The 14,144-nt window shown below is 70.8% G+C and carries 18 protein-coding genes; 14 read left to right on the top strand and 4 right to left on the bottom strand.

Annotated features, from left to right (window positions below; translation table 11 throughout):
• The first annotated feature begins 11 nt into the window (after positions 1-11).
• Genes sctJ through AC52GN_RS03805 form a run of 6 tightly spaced genes read left to right on the top strand, consistent with a single transcriptional unit; the run spans position 12 to position 4,323 of the window.
• Positions 12-728: a type III secretion system inner membrane ring lipoprotein SctJ gene (sctJ, locus tag AC52GN_RS03830; protein WP_496528762.1), complete on the top strand. Its 717-nt coding sequence runs from the start codon at positions 12-14 to the stop codon at positions 726-728.
• Complete coding sequence (locus tag AC52GN_RS03825; protein ID WP_496528233.1) at positions 725-1,261, top strand: hypothetical protein; 537 nt, start codon at positions 725-727, stop codon at positions 1,259-1,261. The genes sctJ and AC52GN_RS03825 overlap by 4 nt, the downstream gene beginning before the upstream one ends.
• A complete protein-coding gene (locus AC52GN_RS03820) occupies positions 1,258-1,869 on the top strand; it encodes a FliH/SctL family protein (RefSeq protein ID WP_496528232.1) in 612 nt (203 codons plus the stop codon). Before AC52GN_RS03825 ends, AC52GN_RS03820 begins: the two co-directional genes overlap by 4 nt.
• The gene (locus AC52GN_RS03815) at positions 1,866-3,185 is read left to right on the top strand and encodes a FliI/YscN family ATPase (protein ID WP_112999254.1); all 1,320 of its coding nucleotides are present in this window, start codon (positions 1,866-1,868) and stop codon (positions 3,183-3,185) included. The genes AC52GN_RS03820 and AC52GN_RS03815 overlap by 4 nt, the downstream gene beginning before the upstream one ends.
• A complete protein-coding gene (locus AC52GN_RS03810) occupies positions 3,182-3,679 on the top strand; it encodes a hypothetical protein (protein WP_496528231.1) in 498 nt (165 codons plus the stop codon). The genes AC52GN_RS03815 and AC52GN_RS03810 overlap by 4 nt, the downstream gene beginning before the upstream one ends.
• Complete coding sequence (locus tag AC52GN_RS03805; RefSeq protein ID WP_496528230.1) at positions 3,679-4,323, top strand: hypothetical protein; 645 nt, start codon at positions 3,679-3,681, stop codon at positions 4,321-4,323. The genes AC52GN_RS03810 and AC52GN_RS03805 overlap by 1 nt, the downstream gene beginning before the upstream one ends.
• 9 nt (positions 4,324-4,332) lie before the next feature.
• Here the strand turns inward: AC52GN_RS03805 and AC52GN_RS03800 are convergent, their stop codons facing one another.
• On the bottom strand, positions 4,333-4,995 hold the full coding sequence (locus AC52GN_RS03800; RefSeq protein WP_496528229.1) for a hypothetical protein: 663 nt from the start codon (positions 4,993-4,995) through the stop codon (positions 4,333-4,335).
• Between the two features lie 18 nt (positions 4,996-5,013).
• The gene (locus AC52GN_RS03795; RefSeq protein WP_496528228.1) at positions 5,014-5,256 is read right to left on the bottom strand and encodes a hypothetical protein; all 243 of its coding nucleotides are present in this window, start codon (positions 5,254-5,256) and stop codon (positions 5,014-5,016) included.
• A 110-nt stretch (positions 5,257-5,366) separates the two neighbouring features.
• Here AC52GN_RS03795 and AC52GN_RS03790 point away from each other — a divergent pair, with 110 nt between their 5' ends.
• The 7 genes from AC52GN_RS03790 to AC52GN_RS03760 all read left to right on the top strand — a co-directional run bounded on the left by AC52GN_RS03790 (position 5,367) and on the right by AC52GN_RS03760 (position 10,759).
• Positions 5,367-6,467 (top strand): sensor histidine kinase, encoded by a 1,101-nt coding sequence (locus AC52GN_RS03790; RefSeq protein WP_496528227.1) that lies wholly within the window; start codon positions 5,367-5,369, stop codon positions 6,465-6,467.
• A complete protein-coding gene (locus tag AC52GN_RS03785) occupies positions 6,464-7,123 on the top strand; it encodes a response regulator transcription factor (RefSeq protein ID WP_343831406.1) in 660 nt (219 codons plus the stop codon). Before AC52GN_RS03790 ends, AC52GN_RS03785 begins: the two co-directional genes overlap by 4 nt.
• Positions 7,120-8,097 carry a FliM/FliN family flagellar motor switch protein gene (locus AC52GN_RS03780; RefSeq protein ID WP_496528226.1) on the top strand — a complete coding sequence of 326 codons (978 nt, stop codon included), beginning with the start codon at positions 7,120-7,122 and terminating at the stop codon, positions 8,095-8,097. The genes AC52GN_RS03785 and AC52GN_RS03780 overlap by 4 nt, the downstream gene beginning before the upstream one ends.
• Position 8,098: 1 nt before the next feature.
• On the top strand, positions 8,099-8,758 hold the full coding sequence (sctR, locus tag AC52GN_RS03775) for a type III secretion system export apparatus subunit SctR (protein WP_003164548.1): 660 nt from the start codon (positions 8,099-8,101) through the stop codon (positions 8,756-8,758).
• An 11-nt stretch (positions 8,759-8,769) separates the two neighbouring features.
• The gene (gene sctS, locus AC52GN_RS03770) at positions 8,770-9,042 is read left to right on the top strand and encodes a type III secretion system export apparatus subunit SctS (RefSeq protein ID WP_496528225.1); all 273 of its coding nucleotides are present in this window, start codon (positions 8,770-8,772) and stop codon (positions 9,040-9,042) included.
• Positions 9,043-9,840 (top strand): type III secretion system export apparatus subunit SctT, encoded by a 798-nt coding sequence (gene sctT / locus AC52GN_RS03765; protein WP_046653644.1) that lies wholly within the window; start codon positions 9,043-9,045, stop codon positions 9,838-9,840.
• Between the two features lie 100 nt (positions 9,841-9,940).
• Positions 9,941-10,759: a DUF1521 domain-containing protein gene (locus AC52GN_RS03760; RefSeq protein ID WP_496528224.1), complete on the top strand. Its 819-nt coding sequence runs from the start codon at positions 9,941-9,943 to the stop codon at positions 10,757-10,759.
• A gap of 79 nt (positions 10,760-10,838) precedes the next feature.
• Here the strand turns inward: AC52GN_RS03760 and AC52GN_RS03755 are convergent, their stop codons facing one another.
• Positions 10,839-11,357, bottom strand: a complete 519-nt coding sequence (locus AC52GN_RS03755; RefSeq protein WP_496528223.1) for a hypothetical protein — start codon at positions 11,355-11,357, stop codon at positions 10,839-10,841.
• 4 nt (positions 11,358-11,361) lie between these two features.
• Complete coding sequence (locus AC52GN_RS03750) at positions 11,362-12,456, bottom strand: LysM peptidoglycan-binding domain-containing protein (protein WP_496528222.1); 1,095 nt, start codon at positions 12,454-12,456, stop codon at positions 11,362-11,364.
• A 224-nt stretch (positions 12,457-12,680) separates the two neighbouring features.
• Between AC52GN_RS03750 and AC52GN_RS03745 the strand changes: the two genes are divergently transcribed.
• On the top strand, positions 12,681-14,132 hold the full coding sequence (locus AC52GN_RS03745) for a hypothetical protein (RefSeq protein WP_496528221.1): 1,452 nt from the start codon (positions 12,681-12,683) through the stop codon (positions 14,130-14,132).
• Positions 14,133-14,144: the final 12 nt, after the last annotated feature.

The raw sequence follows: 14,144 nt of genomic DNA, 5'->3' as shown, positions 1-14,144 counted from the left end.
GGTCATGCGAGATCCGATCGCTCGCCGCCCTCGCGGGCGCGGCCCTCCTGCTCGCCGCCTGCGGCCAGCAGGAGCTTTACGGCGGCCTGACGGAACGCGACGCCAATGAGATGGTCGCCGTGCTCAAGGCTCAGGGGCTGGACGCCTCCAAGACTCGCGACGGCGACAACTGGGTGCTGAAGGCGGATCGCGGCGACTTCTCCCGCGCCGTCGCCCTGCTGCACGACCGGGGCTATCCGCGCCAGAACTTCGCCAGCATGGGGGAGGTCTTCCAGAAGGAGGGCTTCGTCTCCTCGCCGATGGAGCAGCGGATGCGCATGATGTACGCGCTGCAGCAGGAGCTGGGTCAGACCATCTCCTCCATCGACGGGGTGGTGCAGGCGCGCGTCCACATCGCCGTGCCAGAAAGCGACCCGCTGGCGCAGGAGAAGCCGCCCTCCTCCGCCTCGGTCTTCATCAAGCACCGGCCCGACTACGACATCTCGGCCCAGACAGGTTCGATCAAGGCCCTGGTGGTCAACTCGATCGAGGGCCTGCCATACGACAAGGTCACGGTCGTCGCCTTCCCGGCGTCCGGAGTCCTGACCCAGCCGCAGGCCCCGGCCGTCACCCAGCTCAGCCTGCCGCTGGGCGTGCTGATCCTGGGCGCGGCGGGACTGGGCATCTACGGCCTCTATCGGCGACCCAAGCCGCGCGCCAAGTCAGACGCCAAGCGAGGCGAAGCTTGACGCCGGGCACCGCCAGGACCGAACGCGCCGCCCTGTGGCGCCGGGCCCGCACCCTGGACGGCGCGGATGACGCCGCGCGCTCGCCGCGCGCGCGCGCCCTGGCTCGCCGCCTGACGCCGCCGCGCGCGCCGATGGACTACGCCGCCATCCTGAAGGCGCCCGCATGGTCGGCCCTGCCCCTGAACGAGCGCCGCCGCCTGGCTGCGACCTGCGGCGCCGTGCTTCTGGCCGAGCGGCTGGCGACCAGCATCGACGGACGGATGCTCGGCGTCGTCGGACGCAGCATCGGCGAAGGCGCGCTGGACGCCGTTCTGGCCCTGCCCCCTGCCCAGCGGCCCGAGACGCCGCCGGTCGGCGCGCTGGACGCCGAGGCGCTGGAAGGTCTGGGCGCCGCCGCCCTTCTGGCCGGTCTGTCGGGCGAGACGGCCCGACGCCTGGCCGACGGCCTGGCTCCGCCCCTGCTGCGCCTCGACGCCCACCAAGCCGAGGCCGCGCGCCGTCTGGCCCTGACCCTCTGCGGGATCGCCGCATGAGCTTTCACCTGATCGCCGCCGCGCCCGACGCGGCCCTGCTGACCGACCGCGCCGTCATCCGCCGCGAGGAGCGCGCCGTCGTCGAGGCGGCGGTCGAACTTCTGGCCCAGGCCCAGGCGCGGCTGGCCGAGGTCGAAGCCCATCGCGCCGCCCAGGGCGAGGCGGGTCGCGCCGACGGCTACGCCGCCGGCTATGAGGTCGGGCTGACCGCCGCCGCCCGCGACGTCGCCGAACGCGCCGCCCGCCTGCACCGCGAGATGGAGGCCGAACGCGAGCGCCTGCGCGAGACCGCCGGGCGCCTGGCGCTGGACGTGGTGCGCCGCATCGCAGCCGAATTAGCGCCAGAGGCCGTGCTGGCGGCCCTGGCCGAGCGGGCGGTGAAGGACGTCCTGCCCGAGGCGCCGGTCGTGGTTCACGTCGCCCCCGACGGCGTCGGCGCCGTCTCGACCCGCCTGTGGCCCATCGGCGCGGCGATCGAGGTGCGGCCCGACGACGCCCTGGCCCCCGGCGACTGCGTCATCGAGACCGCCGCCGGGCGCAGCCACGCCGGGCTTGAAGTCCAGCTCGCCGCCCTTGAGCGCGCCTTTGAGCGGGGGCGCGCTGCATGAGCCACGACGCCGTCGAACTGCGCCTGCACGACGCCCTGCGCCGCGCCCGCACGCTGGACCGGCGTGGGCGGGTCGTTCAGGCCTTCGGCACCACCGTGCGCGCCACCGGGCTGAACGCCCGCATCGGTCAGCAGGTCGAGATCCGCGACCCCGCCGGCGGCCCCGTGGTCAAGGCCGAAGTCGTAGGCCTGAGCGACGGCGCGGCCATACTGACGCCCCTGACCAGCCTGAACGGCCTCGGCCCCGAAGCCGAGGTCATCGCCGCCGACGACCGGACCGAAGTCCCCAGCGGCCCCGGCCTGCTGGGCCGGGTCATCGACGCCTTCGGCCGCCCGCTGGACGGCCTCGGCCCCATCGCAGGGCCGGTCGCCCTGCGCGACGTCTACGCCGACGCGCCCAATCCGCTGGCTCGGCCGCCGATCAGCGCCCTGTTCCCGACCGGCGTGCGCGCGGTCGATACGCTGCTGAGCGTCGGCGTGGGCCAGCGGGTCGGCGTCTTCGCCATGGCGGGCGGCGGCAAGTCGACCCTGATGGGGATGTTCGCCCGCCACTGCGCCGCCGACGTCAACGTCATCGCCTTGATCGGCGAGCGCGGACGCGAGGTGCGCGAGTTCCTCGACGACAGCCTGGGGCCGGAAGGCCTGGCCCGCTCGGTCGTGGTGGTCGCCACCTCCGACCGCCCGGCGATGGAGCGCGTCCGCGCCGCCCACGCCGCCACCGCCATCGCCGAGGGCTTCCGCGCCCAGGGCCTGCGCGTCATGCTGCAGATGGACTCCGTCACCCGCTTCGCCCGCGCGCTGCGCGAGATCGGCCTGTCGGTCGGCGAACCGGCCGTGCGGCGCGGCTTTCCGCCGTCGGTCTTCGCCGAACTGCCCCGACTGTTCGAACGGGCGGGCGCGATCGAGGGCGGCTCGATCACCGCCTTCTACACCGTACTGATCGAGGACGAGGAAGGCGGCGACCCGATCGGCGAGGAGGTCCGCTCCATCTTGGACGGCCACGTCTATCTGTCGCGCAAGCTGGCGCAGGCGAACCACTATCCGGCCATCGACCCGCTGACGAGCCTGAGCCGCGTCTTCCCGCGCGTGACCTCGCCCGAGCATCAGGCGGCGGCGGGCAAGGTGCGCGCCTGGCTGGCCAAGTACGCCGAGATCGAGTTCCTGCTGCAGATCGGCGAGTACAAGCCCGGCGGCGATCCCCTGGCCGACGAGGCCGTGCAGCGGATGCCCGCCCTTCGCGCCCTGTTGCAGCAAGGCGCGCATGAAGGCGTCGCGGCCGAGGCGGCCCTGGCCCAGCTAGCCGAGGCCGCGTCATGAGCGGGCGCGACCGCATCGCCCTGCTGCGACGCCTGGCCCGGCTTCGGGCGCAGAGGGTCGAGGCCGCGCGCCGACTGGTCGCCGTCGCCCAGGACGCCCTGGCGCGGGCGCAGGCGGCGTTGCAGGCGCGCGAGGAATCCATCGCCGCCCTGGGCCGCCACATCGAGACCCTGGATGAATGGTTCGCCTCGGGCGCGGGCGGCGACGCGCGTCTGATCGAAGGCGCTCTGTCGCGACGTGGCCTGATCGCCGACCGCCGCGAGGCTGAGACGGAAGCCCGCGCCGGGGACCAAAGCGCGGTCGAAGCCGCCCAGACCGAACGGGATCAGGCTCTGCGGGCCCTGATGCGCGCCACGGCCCGCCACGACGCCGTCGACGGCCAACTTCGTCGCGCCGTGGCCCTGCGCGCCGGACGCCGCGAGGACCAGGAACAGCTCGATTTCGAGGAACGGGGCCGCCCGCGCCTGCAACTGCTTATGGGAGGCCGCGCCTGATGGCCGACGCCGTGAACAACTCCGCCCCCGCCCGGTCCGCGCCCGCCGCACGGTCCGCCAGTCCCGCCCCCTCGGCCTGGAGCGGCGGCGCCTTCGAGGCCGCCCTGGATCAGGCCGCCGCGCGCCGCCATGCGCTCGAAGCGGGCGAGCGCCAGCCCCGCTTCGCCCGCCGCGACGAAGACGCCGAACCCGTCCGCGACCGTCCCGACGACGCACGACGCGAAGAGACCAAGGCGGACGACAAGGCGGACAAGGCCGAGGGCCAGTTGAACATTGCAGGGGCGACCGGCCTGAACGCCGTCCAGGGCGGTCCCGCCGCAGCGGCGGGCTTCACCGGCGACGTCGAAGCCATGGCGTCGATGATGGAGAAGGCGTGGCTGGCGGCCCAGGCCGACGCCGCCAAGGGCATGCAGGTGCAGTTCACCGACCGGACCCTGGCCCTGGCCGGGTTCGGGGTCATGCGGCTGGCCGACGGCGGCCTGACGCTGCAACTGGCCACCCACCAGCGGCCGACGCCCGAGCTGGAGCGCGCGCTGGAGCTGATGCGCCGTCGGCTGGAGGCGCGCGGCGTGGCCGTGTCCGAGGTGCGCGTCGCCCCCGCCGATGCCGACAGCGAGCATCGCCCGCCGGACGGGGTGCGGTGAGCCATGATCTCAGCGCGGCGTGAAATCCCAGCGGCCCTGGTCGCGATCGGCGCGGGCGGCGTCCAGCACGACGCGCGCCGTCTCGGCCGGAGCGCGGCCCGCCGCCAACCCCTCGGCGGTCAACCGCACCAGACGGCGGCTCTGGCGATTGTGCAGTCCCTCGGTCGGGCTGTCGGCGTCCGCCGCCAGCTTTCCGGCATAGAGGCGCGCCGCCTCGGGCGAGGTCTGGATCAGGGTCAGCACCAGGGCGGCCGCGCGCTCGAACGCCTCGTCCTCCAGCGGCTGACCCACCACGTCGCGGGTCAGCCAGACGCACAGGAACTCGAGCGGCCCCACGCTGCGGGCGTTGGTCATCAGCCCCCCGCCGGGGCCGGACAGGCTCGAAAAGGCCGCTGCGCCCCAGGCGGGCAGGCGCGTGGCGGGCAGGCGATCGGTCGTCAGGGCGCGGGCCAGGGCGTCGGCGGCCAGACGCCGCGCCTCCTCGTCGCCGAAGCGCGCCACGGCGGCCAGCAGCTTGACGAAGCCGGGATAGAGCGCCTCGCCCAGACCGTCGCAGACGCGCTGCAGCACGGTGACGCGCGTATCGGGCGTCGACTGGCCATTCAGCCCGTCGATCAGGGCCTGGGCCGCGGCGGCCCAGTCGGGTTCAGCCTTGAGAACGAGATCGGTCACGATGACCGAGGCATAGCCTCAGCCGAAGCCGTTGTCGCGGGTTTCGGTCAGATGATCGGCGATGGCGCAGGCGGCCGCGTCCATGTCCAGCCGATCCGACACCCGCACGCGCACGTCGTCGCCGGCAAAGGCGGTGAAATCGCCGAAGGCCTGGCCGCCTCGACCGTGAGCCCGCGCCTCTGCGCCCAGCGGGGTCGAGGCCGACAGATCGCGCGACCAGACGCCGGACAGGGGCGCGTTGTCAGTGCGGATCGTGGTCATGGCGGTCTCCTCGACGTGGAACGCTCCACGCTAGGCCGCCAATCTAGGCGCATCGACGGGCCCTCGCCATGCGGGACTTCCCTAGCCGCCTGCGGAATGGAGGCGCGCCGATGACCGCCGCCCTTCGCCCGCTCGACGCGCCGCAATGGACCGACGCCGCCCTCTCGGCGCTGAACATCTGCGCCGCCGCCTTTGACGCGCGCGGCCTGACCTGGCGCTCCCCCGCCTTCACCGCCGCCTTCCCCGAGTGGCGCGAAGGCGAGGCACTGACCGCCGTCGAAACCCGCCTGCCCGGCCTGTCCGAAGCGATCGCGGCGGCGCGGCGCGAGGGCGCCTCGGACGCTCTGATCGTCCAGCCGGGCGGCCGCCGGGTGCATGACGCGCGTCTGGCCCTGTCCGACGGCCTGGTCTTCCTGGAGTTGTCCGACGCCGCCGAACGTCAGGAGGCCCAGCAACGCCATCTGGCCGACCGCGAGGAGCTGCTGACCACCTCGCGCGTGCTGTCGGTAGGCGAGATGGCCACCATGATCGCCCATGAGCTGAACCAGCCGATCGGCTCCATCGCCAACATCCTGCGCGGGCTGAAGGCGCGGCTGCAACGCGGAGCCCTGACGCTCGAGACCGGCGCCGAGGCCCTGGACCGCGCGACCGAGCAGGCCCTCTACGCCTCGGGCGTGATCCAGCGCGTCCGCACCTTCGTCGATCAGCGCCAGCCCCAGGTGCAGCGGCTGGACCTGGCCCGCCTGGCCCGCAACACCCTGGACCTGCTGGACTGGGAGATCACCCGCGACCGGGTGACGGCCCGCGCCGCCACACCGCCGGACCTGCCCGCCGTCCTGGGCGACCCGGTCATGATCCAGCAGGTGCTGGTCAATCTGGCGCGCAACGCCCTGGACGCCATGCGCGGCGTCGACCTGCCCCGGCGCGAACTGACCATAGAGGCGCGTCACAGCCTGGACGCGCGCCAAATCGAGATGACCCTGACCGACACCGGGCCGGGCGTGCCGGAAGAGACGTCCGCGCGCGTCTTCTCGCCCTTCTTCAGCACACGCAGCGGCGGCATGGGCGTCGGCCTGGGCATCTGCCGCTCGATCATCGAACTGCATCGCGGTCGCCTGTGGTTCACGCCCGGCGAGGCGGGCGGCAGCGTCTTTCACATCGCCCTGCCGCTGGCCGCGGCCGAAACCCCGACCGAGGAGGCCCGCTCATGAGCGCCGTCGCAACGCCGGCAGAAGGATCGTCCGGCCGCATCTGCCTGGTCGACGACCACGCCGAGTTCCGCCAGTCCGCCGCCTGGTGGCTGGAGAGCCTGGGCTATGAGGTCGAGTGCTGGGAAGAACCCGCCGCCTTCCTGGAGGCCATGACCGAGCGCCCGGCCGAACCCGCCTGCTTCCTGCTGGACGTGCGGATGCCGGGGATGTCGGGGCTGGAGCTGATGGAGGCGGCGCGCGAGCGTGGGCTGGATCAGCCGGTGATCTTCATGACCGGCCACGGCGACGTGCCCCTGGCGGTCGAGGCCATGCGGCGCGGCGCCGTCACCTTCCTGGAGAAGCCCTTTCAGGAGAAGGCGCTGGAAGAGGCCATCGCCCTGGCCTTCCGCACTACGCCATCCGAAACAAAAGACGAAACAAACGCTTCTCCGCTGTCCCTCGCCTATCAGGAAAGGTTGTCACGCCTGACCGCGCGCGAACGCGAGGTCATGGATCTGGTCGTGGCCGGTTCCTACAACAAGGTCATCGCCTATGACCTGGGCATCAGCCCCAAGACGGTCGAGCTGCACCGCGCCCGCATCATGACCAAGATGGAGGCGCCGACCCTGACCCATCTGGTCCGCATGGCCGTGTCCGGCCAGGTCGAGGAGGCGTGAGCGTGGCCCTGGACGCCCTGCCTCCCTCGCACGCACCCGCGCGCCCGCTTCGGCTGGACGAGCCGACCGTGCGCGCCCGCGCGGCCGTCGTCGCCGCCCTGGACGGCCTGACGCTGGATGAACTGCGCGTCAGCGTTCTGATCCCCGATCAGGACGAGACCTTCGTCGGCGAACAGGCCGTCTTCGCCACGCGGCACGGGCCCGTCCGCGTCGCGCCCCTGACGATCGACGGCGCGGCCTTCGAGAATGGCGACCACGCCGCCCTGCTGGCCGCCGTCTCGACGCTGGAGCCGCTGCTGGCGGCGCTGGAAGACGCAGGCGCCGAGGCGCTGACGCCTGTCGGCGTGCGTTCCGACACGTTCGATGCGGCGCACGTCGAGGTCCGTCTCAGCGACGGCGAGCGTACGTTGCACGAGGCGCGCCTGTCCCTACCGCCCGCGTTGGCCCTGCGCCTGCGCCGTGTCGGTGATCAGACGCCGGGGCTGAACCTGCCCCTGCCCGCCCGACTGCTCATCGAGGGGCCGCGCCTGTCGCCCGACGATCTGTCGAGCCTGCGCGCGGGCGACCTGCTGCTGATCCCCGCTCAGGCCGGAGCCTGGTCCGCGCGCCTGTCGGTTCCCGGCGGGACGACCGTCGGCCTGTTCGACCCCGCGACCCGAAGCTTCACCCATCAACGCAAGGAAAGCCGCATGACCGAGGCCGCCGCCCCGCCTGCCGAAAACGAGCATGGACTGACGCCGGGGGCCGACACGCCGATCGCCGTGAGCGTCGATCTGGGCGAGACCATCGTGCCGCTGAAGACCCTGACCGAACTGCGTCCCGGCGCGGTCCTGCCCCTGACCGGGCTGGACGCCGAGATGCGCGTCACCCTGCGCAGCGCCGGCCATGCCTTCGCGCGCGGCCGTCTGGTGTCGCTGGGCGAGGCCTACGCCGTGCTGATCGACGCCGTCGCCGACCCGAAGGAGGCCGTCTGACATGGACCTGTCCCAATTCTCGCCGGGTTCGGCGCTCGTCACCGTCATCCTGCTGGCGCTCGCGCCCTTCGTGGCGGTGATGGTGACGTCCTTCACCAAGATCGTGGTGGTGCTGTCCCTGTTGCGCAACGCCCTGGGCCTGCAGCAGGTGCCGCCGAACATCGTGCTGAACGGCATGGCGCTGATCCTGACGCTCTACGTCATGTTCCCGGTCGGCCAGCGCATGGCCGAGGCCACCAACCACATGCCGCCCACCGCCGCCCTCAGCGACACCCAGCAGTTGTTCGCCTATGCCGACAGCGCCAAGGAGCCGCTGCGCGACTTCCTGATCAAGCACTCCTCCGAGCGCGAGCGCGCCTTCTTCCTGCGCACCGCCCAGCGCATCTCCACCCCTGAAAAACGCGCCGAAATCACCGCGCGCGACTTCCTGGTCGTGGTGCCCGCCTTCACCGTGTCGGAGCTGGCGACGGCCTTCCAGATCGGCTTCCTGATCTTCCTGCCATTCCTGATCATAGACCTTGTGGTGTCCAACATATTGCTGGCGATGGGGATGATGATGCTGTCGCCGACCACCGTCTCCCTGCCGTTCAAACTGTTGCTGTTCGTGCTGATCGACGGGTGGGTGAAGCTGTCCCACGGCCTTGTGCTCAGTTACGTCTAGGAGAACGCCCCATGATGAACGCCCAGGCTATCGAGTTCGTCAATCAGGCGCTCTGGCTCGTCCTGTTCCTGTCGGCCCCGCCGATCATCGCCGCCTCCATCGTCGGCCTGATCGTGGCGGTGATCCAGTCGGCGACGCAGCTTCAGGAACAGACCCTGCAATATACGGCCAAATTCTTCGCCATCGTGCTGACCCTGTTCGCCACGGCGGCGCTGATCGGCGGCTCGCTGTATCAGTTCAGCGATCGCATCTTCACCGAGTTTCCGGCCCTGGTGCGCCGCTAGGTGTTCGAGGGTCTGGACAGTCTGTTCGACAACGCCATCCTGGTGGCGGTGTCGACCACGCGGGTGGCGACGACCTTCCTGCTGATGCCGCTGCTATCGCCCCAGACGGTGCCGGCGATGGTCCGCAACTCCATCTTCCTGGTGTTCGGCCTGGCGGTGCTGACCATGCAGCCGCAGGTGGCCCAGATGACCCTGCCGACGGTTCAATGGATCCTGCTGTTCGGCAAGGAGGCTCTGGTCGGGGTGGTCATCGGCTTCTTCTTCGCCACCATGCTCTGGGCGTTCGAGGCTGCCGGCCAGATCATCGACACCAAGGTCGGCGCCACCATGGCCCAGGTGGTGGACCCGCTCAGCGGGCATCAGACCTCGCTGAACGGCGAGTTCCTGGGGCGGCTGGCCAACTTCGTCTTCATGTTCTCGGGCGGCCTGCTGCTGCTGGTCGGCACCATACTGGACAGCTTCGTCATCTGGCCCATCGGCAGCCTGACGCCGGTGTTAACCATGAGCAGTCTCAGCCTGTTCGAGGGCGAGTTCACGCGGCTGATGACGCTGGCCGTGCTGTTCGCCTCGCCGGTTCTGGTGGTGCTGTTCGTCACCGACGGCGCCCTGGGCCTGGTCAACCGCTATGCGCCGCAGCTGAACGTCTTCTCCCTGTCGCTGTCGATCAAGGCGTGGCTTGCGACCCTGATCATCCTGATCATGATGACCGGCCTGGTGCAGACCCTGCTGAACGAGATCATGGGCCGCCATGACACGGTTCTGGAGGTGTTGAAGGCGATGGGGCGGCGCTCGAGTTAGGAAGCTAGGGTCGTCCCTGATGGGGACCGTCCCGACTGTGAAGCCCCGCCCCCGCGTGGTCCGATGCCGATCAGCAAGATCAACCTCGGGGCTGCACGCGATGACCAACATCAACACCGCCTTCTCCACCGCCGTCGGGACGCTCGCACTCGGCGCGGTCGCCGACCGTATGGCCACGGCGGCCAACTTCGCCCAGATGGGCTTCCAGCTGGGCGTGATGCTCAACGGCGCCTTCCAGCCCGCCGCCCCCGCCTTCTCGGCCTCCATGCCGCAGGACGGCAAGGCCACGGTGGACCTGGGCGACGGCTATACGCTGGAGATCAACGAGGCCAACTCCGAGTTCGTGGTGCGCGACGCCGACGGCAACGTCACCCAGATCTGGGGCGACCCGCACTTCAACTACAACGGCCAGCACGTCGGCGACTTCTGGGACACCATGACCCTGGAGCTCGAGAACGGGACCAAGATCACGGTCAACACCGAGCCTTTCGGCAACAATCCCAACGCCACCGTCACCAGCCAGCTGGTCATCACGCGCGGCGACCAGGCCATGATCATCGACGGCGTCAGCCAGAACCGGCTGGGCGACCTGAACATCAGCATGAGCAACGACGGCTACGCCATCGACGCCGCCTATCGCGACGGCCTGACCATCCGCGAGGACGACGCCGCCGGATCGGGCTGGACCAGCGGCATCACCGGCGACGCCGTCAGCCAGGAAGACTTCAACCTGACCAAGATCGGCAACGCCGGCCTGCCCGAGGCGCTTCAGGCCTTCAGCGACGCCCTGCGCGGCGTCCTGGGCGCCTGGCTGCTGACCGGCGTGTTGAGCGGATTGGCCGAAGCCCTGGGCGGCGCCTCTGAAACCAGCGAGCCCGGCAGCCCGCGCGTCGCCCTCGGCCCAACGCCGACGCGCTGAACTTCACCTGCGGTTCAGCGCGGAACCCCGCGGACTTCGGTCCGCGGGGTTTGCTTTGTGTCACAGCAAGGGATCGCGCTCAGCGTCTGTCCAATGAAGCGGTCGCGGCGTCCACCATGCGGGCGAACTGTTCGACGGCGCTGTCGCGGGCGGCGGCCGGGCCTTCTTCACGCGCCAGACCCGCCGCCAGGGCGCGCAGCATCGGCTCGACCACGGAGGGCGCGGTCAGGTGCGGCGTCGCGCGGGCGTGATCCTGAACCGCGCGCACGAAATCGGTCAGGGTGCGGTCGATGCGTCCCGTCTCGATCGGAGAGACGGCGCTCAGCCGCGCCGCGACCGCCTGGCCGGTCTGGGCGGCCAGCACGCGCATGTCGCCGCCGACCACCGCCCCGCCCTGCTGGCCCTGCTCGGCCCAGACCTGAGACAGGGCCACGCCGCGATCCAGACTGTCCGCCGGATCGGGCAGGACCGCGCCGGCCATTTCGGCCATGGCCTGAACGGCGGCGCCGACCGCCAATGAGCGGCTGTCGGCAGAAGACGCCCCGGCGGAGGCCGCCGAGGCGCCGGACGCGCCAGAGATGGCGCTGGATTCAGTCATGCGATCAGCGGCCGTCCAGCATGTTCAGGGCGTCGCGGCGCTCGTCCTCAAACCGCTGAGCGACCCCCGCCTGAACATCGGCGCGCGAGCTGGAGAAGTAGGCCAGTTCGCCGTTGCCGTCGCGGCGGCCGCGCTCGTCATAGACGGCGTTGATCAGCGCGCGGTCATAGTCAGGGCTGGAGACGTCGATCCCCTGGCGCTCGACCGCCGCCATGGCGCGGGTGACGACCGCCGTGTTCGGGCCGTGATGGACCGAGGTCGACCACACCACGTCCTGAAGCGCGTGCGAGCGGCTGGAGACGTCCAGACCCGCATTCTCGATCCGGGCGGACTGCACGTCATAGTGGGTGCGCTCGATGAAGGCGTGCTGGGCGGCCTGGAAGGCTTCCGGCTCGCGCGCGGCGATGGCGCGCCAGGTGTCGGAGAATCCGCGCGTGCCCGCCGCCGCCCCGCCGAACTCATCGGCCCAACGCGCGCCGTCGGCGGCCAGGAACTCCTGCGGCCGGTTTCGGTTCACCGCCAGCTGATAGGAGCCGTAGGACACACCGCCCGGATCGCCCGAGCCGGAAGACACCGTGCCGGGCCCTCGCCCGCCGGTCTCATAGCGCGCCGACAGGGCGCCCAGGTTCGGATTGACGCCTTCCTGCCCCGCTGCGGGGGTCGCTTCAGCAGCAGGCTCCGAAACCGGCGTCGCCTGCTCAGGGCCCGCGCCGTTCAGACGGATCTGCTGGCCGACCTGAATCAGCGACGGATTGGCGATGCCGTTGTCCGCCGCCAGCTCGCGCCAGCTCATCCCGTATTGCTGGGCTATGCCCGACAGGGTGTCCCCGCCGCGCACCGTATGGAAGGCGGCCGCCTCGGCCTGCACGGCGCTCCGTCCCTCCGTCGCGCCGGCCGGCAGGGTGACGGTCTGGCCGGGATGGATCAGGTTCGGATTGGTGATCTGGCGGTTCACAGCCAAAAGGTCGCCCACGCTGACGCCATAGCGTTCAGCAATGCCGGACAGAGTCTCGCCCGAGCGGACGGTGTGGGCGGGCGCTGAGCCTTGGGCGCCGGCGGCGGCTGACTGACTGGCGGCGGAAGAAGCGGCGAGAGACATGAGTCGGCTCCAGAAGACGCGGTGATCCGTGCAGCCATTCTGCTGTCTGCTCGCGCGTCTGAAATCTGGGGGCTTTCCCTAGCGGCGCCGTTCGCAGGCGGCCCGGCATAGGGGATGTCCCTAGCTAAGGACGCCCCCAGCTTATGCCGCCGCCGTCCCGGCCATAGGCTCGCCCCAGTATTCGCTCGCCCCAGTATTTCGCCCGTATCGTGCAGGAGCCGGTCATGACCGTCACGCCTCTTTCGCAGTCCGTCGACACCCGCGTCCTGGCCTCGCCCGTCAGCGGCCCCGTCGCTGGATCGCCCTCGACCAGCCGGGTCGATCAGGCGCTGGACACGATCCGCGACCGCCTGGACGAAGGCTTCTTCAACGACGTCTCCCAGGGCGACCTTCGAGACATCAACGCCACGCTGAGCGGCCTGACGGCGGAAGAGCGCAACGCCGTCGTCTCCGAACTGTCCGACGACGAGCTGAACAAGTGGACAGACGAGCTCGACAACTCCGGCTTCCTCGGCATGGGCGGCGGGCTGAACGTGGACGAGCGCCGCGACCTGCACACGACGCTGGGCGGCTCGCTGGACGCCACCCAGCTGGAGCGCGTCTACAACGCCTATGACAACCGCGAGCAGAAGCTTGAGCTGGCGCAAGGCGTCGCCGCCCATGCGACATCCGATGTGAAGACCGGCTTCATCGCCGCCCTGGCGCCCCAGACGACCGAGGCCGACGCCATGGGCGGCTTGATGATCTCTGATCAAGGCGACACCGAAGGCCTGGCCGTGGCCCATGTGCTGGGCAGCCTGGGCGGCAACGCCTCGGCGCTGAGCACCGCTTATGGATCGTTGAGCGACACCCAGCTGTCGGCCGTCTTCGAGGCCGGGACCCAGCAGACCATGTACACGAACATGCAGGGAGGCGTGCCGACCTACAGCTATGACGCCGGACCGCTGGCCGCCGCCGTCGACGCCGCCGCCACCAGTCCCGACGCCGAACTGAAGGCGCGGGTGTTCGAACTGGCGGGGCGCCAGATGGCCAGCGTCTCGGGCGCCAACGGCGTGCTGACGCCGTCGATCGGAACCGGCGACGCCGCCGACGAAATTCGCGCCAGCATGGAGGGTCTGCTGAAATCCGACGTCAACGGCGTGGTCGAGGCGCTGGAGCAGGACTATCAGGCCGGCAAGGGCATGACCGCCTTCCTGCAGGAGACCCTGGGCCAGGACGGCGGCGCCGACACGATCCGCGGCTTGGTCGACCAGCTGGCGCGCGGCAATGATCTGAAGGGCGACATGCTGCAACGCTTCACCGCCCCGACACAGCAGGACGGCGGCGTCTTCTATCCGGCCGCCGAGCGCATGGGCTACTTCTCCGGCGCCCTGCATGAAGCCTTCGAGGGCGTGAACAAGGGCGCCGCCGAGAATGTCGAGACTCTGAAGACCATCTTCGGCTTCGCCACCGGCAAGCTGCCGGGGCCGGGCGTCAGCGATGCGACTGGCTGGCTGAGCGACCAGGTCTTCGACACGGCCCTAAGCCAGTATCAGAGCGGCCAGGCCGATCTGTTCGAGAGCATCGTGGCCCTGACCACCCCGACCGGCGCGGACGGCCGCCGCCCCTATGACGGCCCGGCTGAAGTCAGCTACAATGAGGGCTGGGAGTCCGTGACGCGGATCCCGCTGAACTGATCCTCAGAGTCT

The sequence above is a fragment of the Brevundimonas sp. SS2672 genome, from assembly GCF_059579685.1.
This window is presented reverse-complemented; position numbering and strand designations above follow the sequence as displayed.

What these genes read in the sequence shown, in the direction of transcription:
- AC52GN_RS03820 (WP_496528232.1), top strand. Translation starts at nt 1,258, where the DNA reads ATGAGCTTTCACCTGATCGCCGCCGCGCCCGACGCGGCCCTGCTGACC.
- AC52GN_RS03810 (WP_496528231.1), top strand. Translation starts at nt 3,182, where the DNA reads ATGAGCGGGCGCGACCGCATCGCCCTGCTGCGACGCCTGGCCCGGCTT.
- AC52GN_RS03755 (WP_496528223.1), bottom strand. Translation starts at nt 11,357, where the DNA reads ATGACTGAATCCAGCGCCATCTCTGGCGCGTCCGGCGCCTCGGCGGCC.
- AC52GN_RS03795 (WP_496528228.1), bottom strand. Translation starts at nt 5,256, where the DNA reads ATGACCACGATCCGCACTGACAACGCGCCCCTGTCCGGCGTCTGGTCG.
- AC52GN_RS03750 (WP_496528222.1), bottom strand. Translation starts at nt 12,456, where the DNA reads ATGTCTCTCGCCGCTTCTTCCGCCGCCAGTCAGTCAGCCGCCGCCGGC.
- sctS (WP_496528225.1), top strand. Translation starts at nt 8,770, where the DNA reads ATGATGAACGCCCAGGCTATCGAGTTCGTCAATCAGGCGCTCTGGCTC.
- AC52GN_RS03815 (WP_112999254.1), top strand. Translation starts at nt 1,866, where the DNA reads ATGAGCCACGACGCCGTCGAACTGCGCCTGCACGACGCCCTGCGCCGC.
- AC52GN_RS03745 (WP_496528221.1), top strand. Translation starts at nt 12,681, where the DNA reads ATGACCGTCACGCCTCTTTCGCAGTCCGTCGACACCCGCGTCCTGGCC.
- AC52GN_RS03785 (WP_343831406.1), top strand. Translation starts at nt 6,464, where the DNA reads ATGAGCGCCGTCGCAACGCCGGCAGAAGGATCGTCCGGCCGCATCTGC.
- AC52GN_RS03805 (WP_496528230.1), top strand. Translation starts at nt 3,679, where the DNA reads ATGGCCGACGCCGTGAACAACTCCGCCCCCGCCCGGTCCGCGCCCGCC.
- AC52GN_RS03760 (WP_496528224.1), top strand. Translation starts at nt 9,941, where the DNA reads ATGACCAACATCAACACCGCCTTCTCCACCGCCGTCGGGACGCTCGCA.
- AC52GN_RS03790 (WP_496528227.1), top strand. Translation starts at nt 5,367, where the DNA reads ATGACCGCCGCCCTTCGCCCGCTCGACGCGCCGCAATGGACCGACGCC.
- sctR (WP_003164548.1), top strand. Translation starts at nt 8,099, where the DNA reads ATGGACCTGTCCCAATTCTCGCCGGGTTCGGCGCTCGTCACCGTCATC.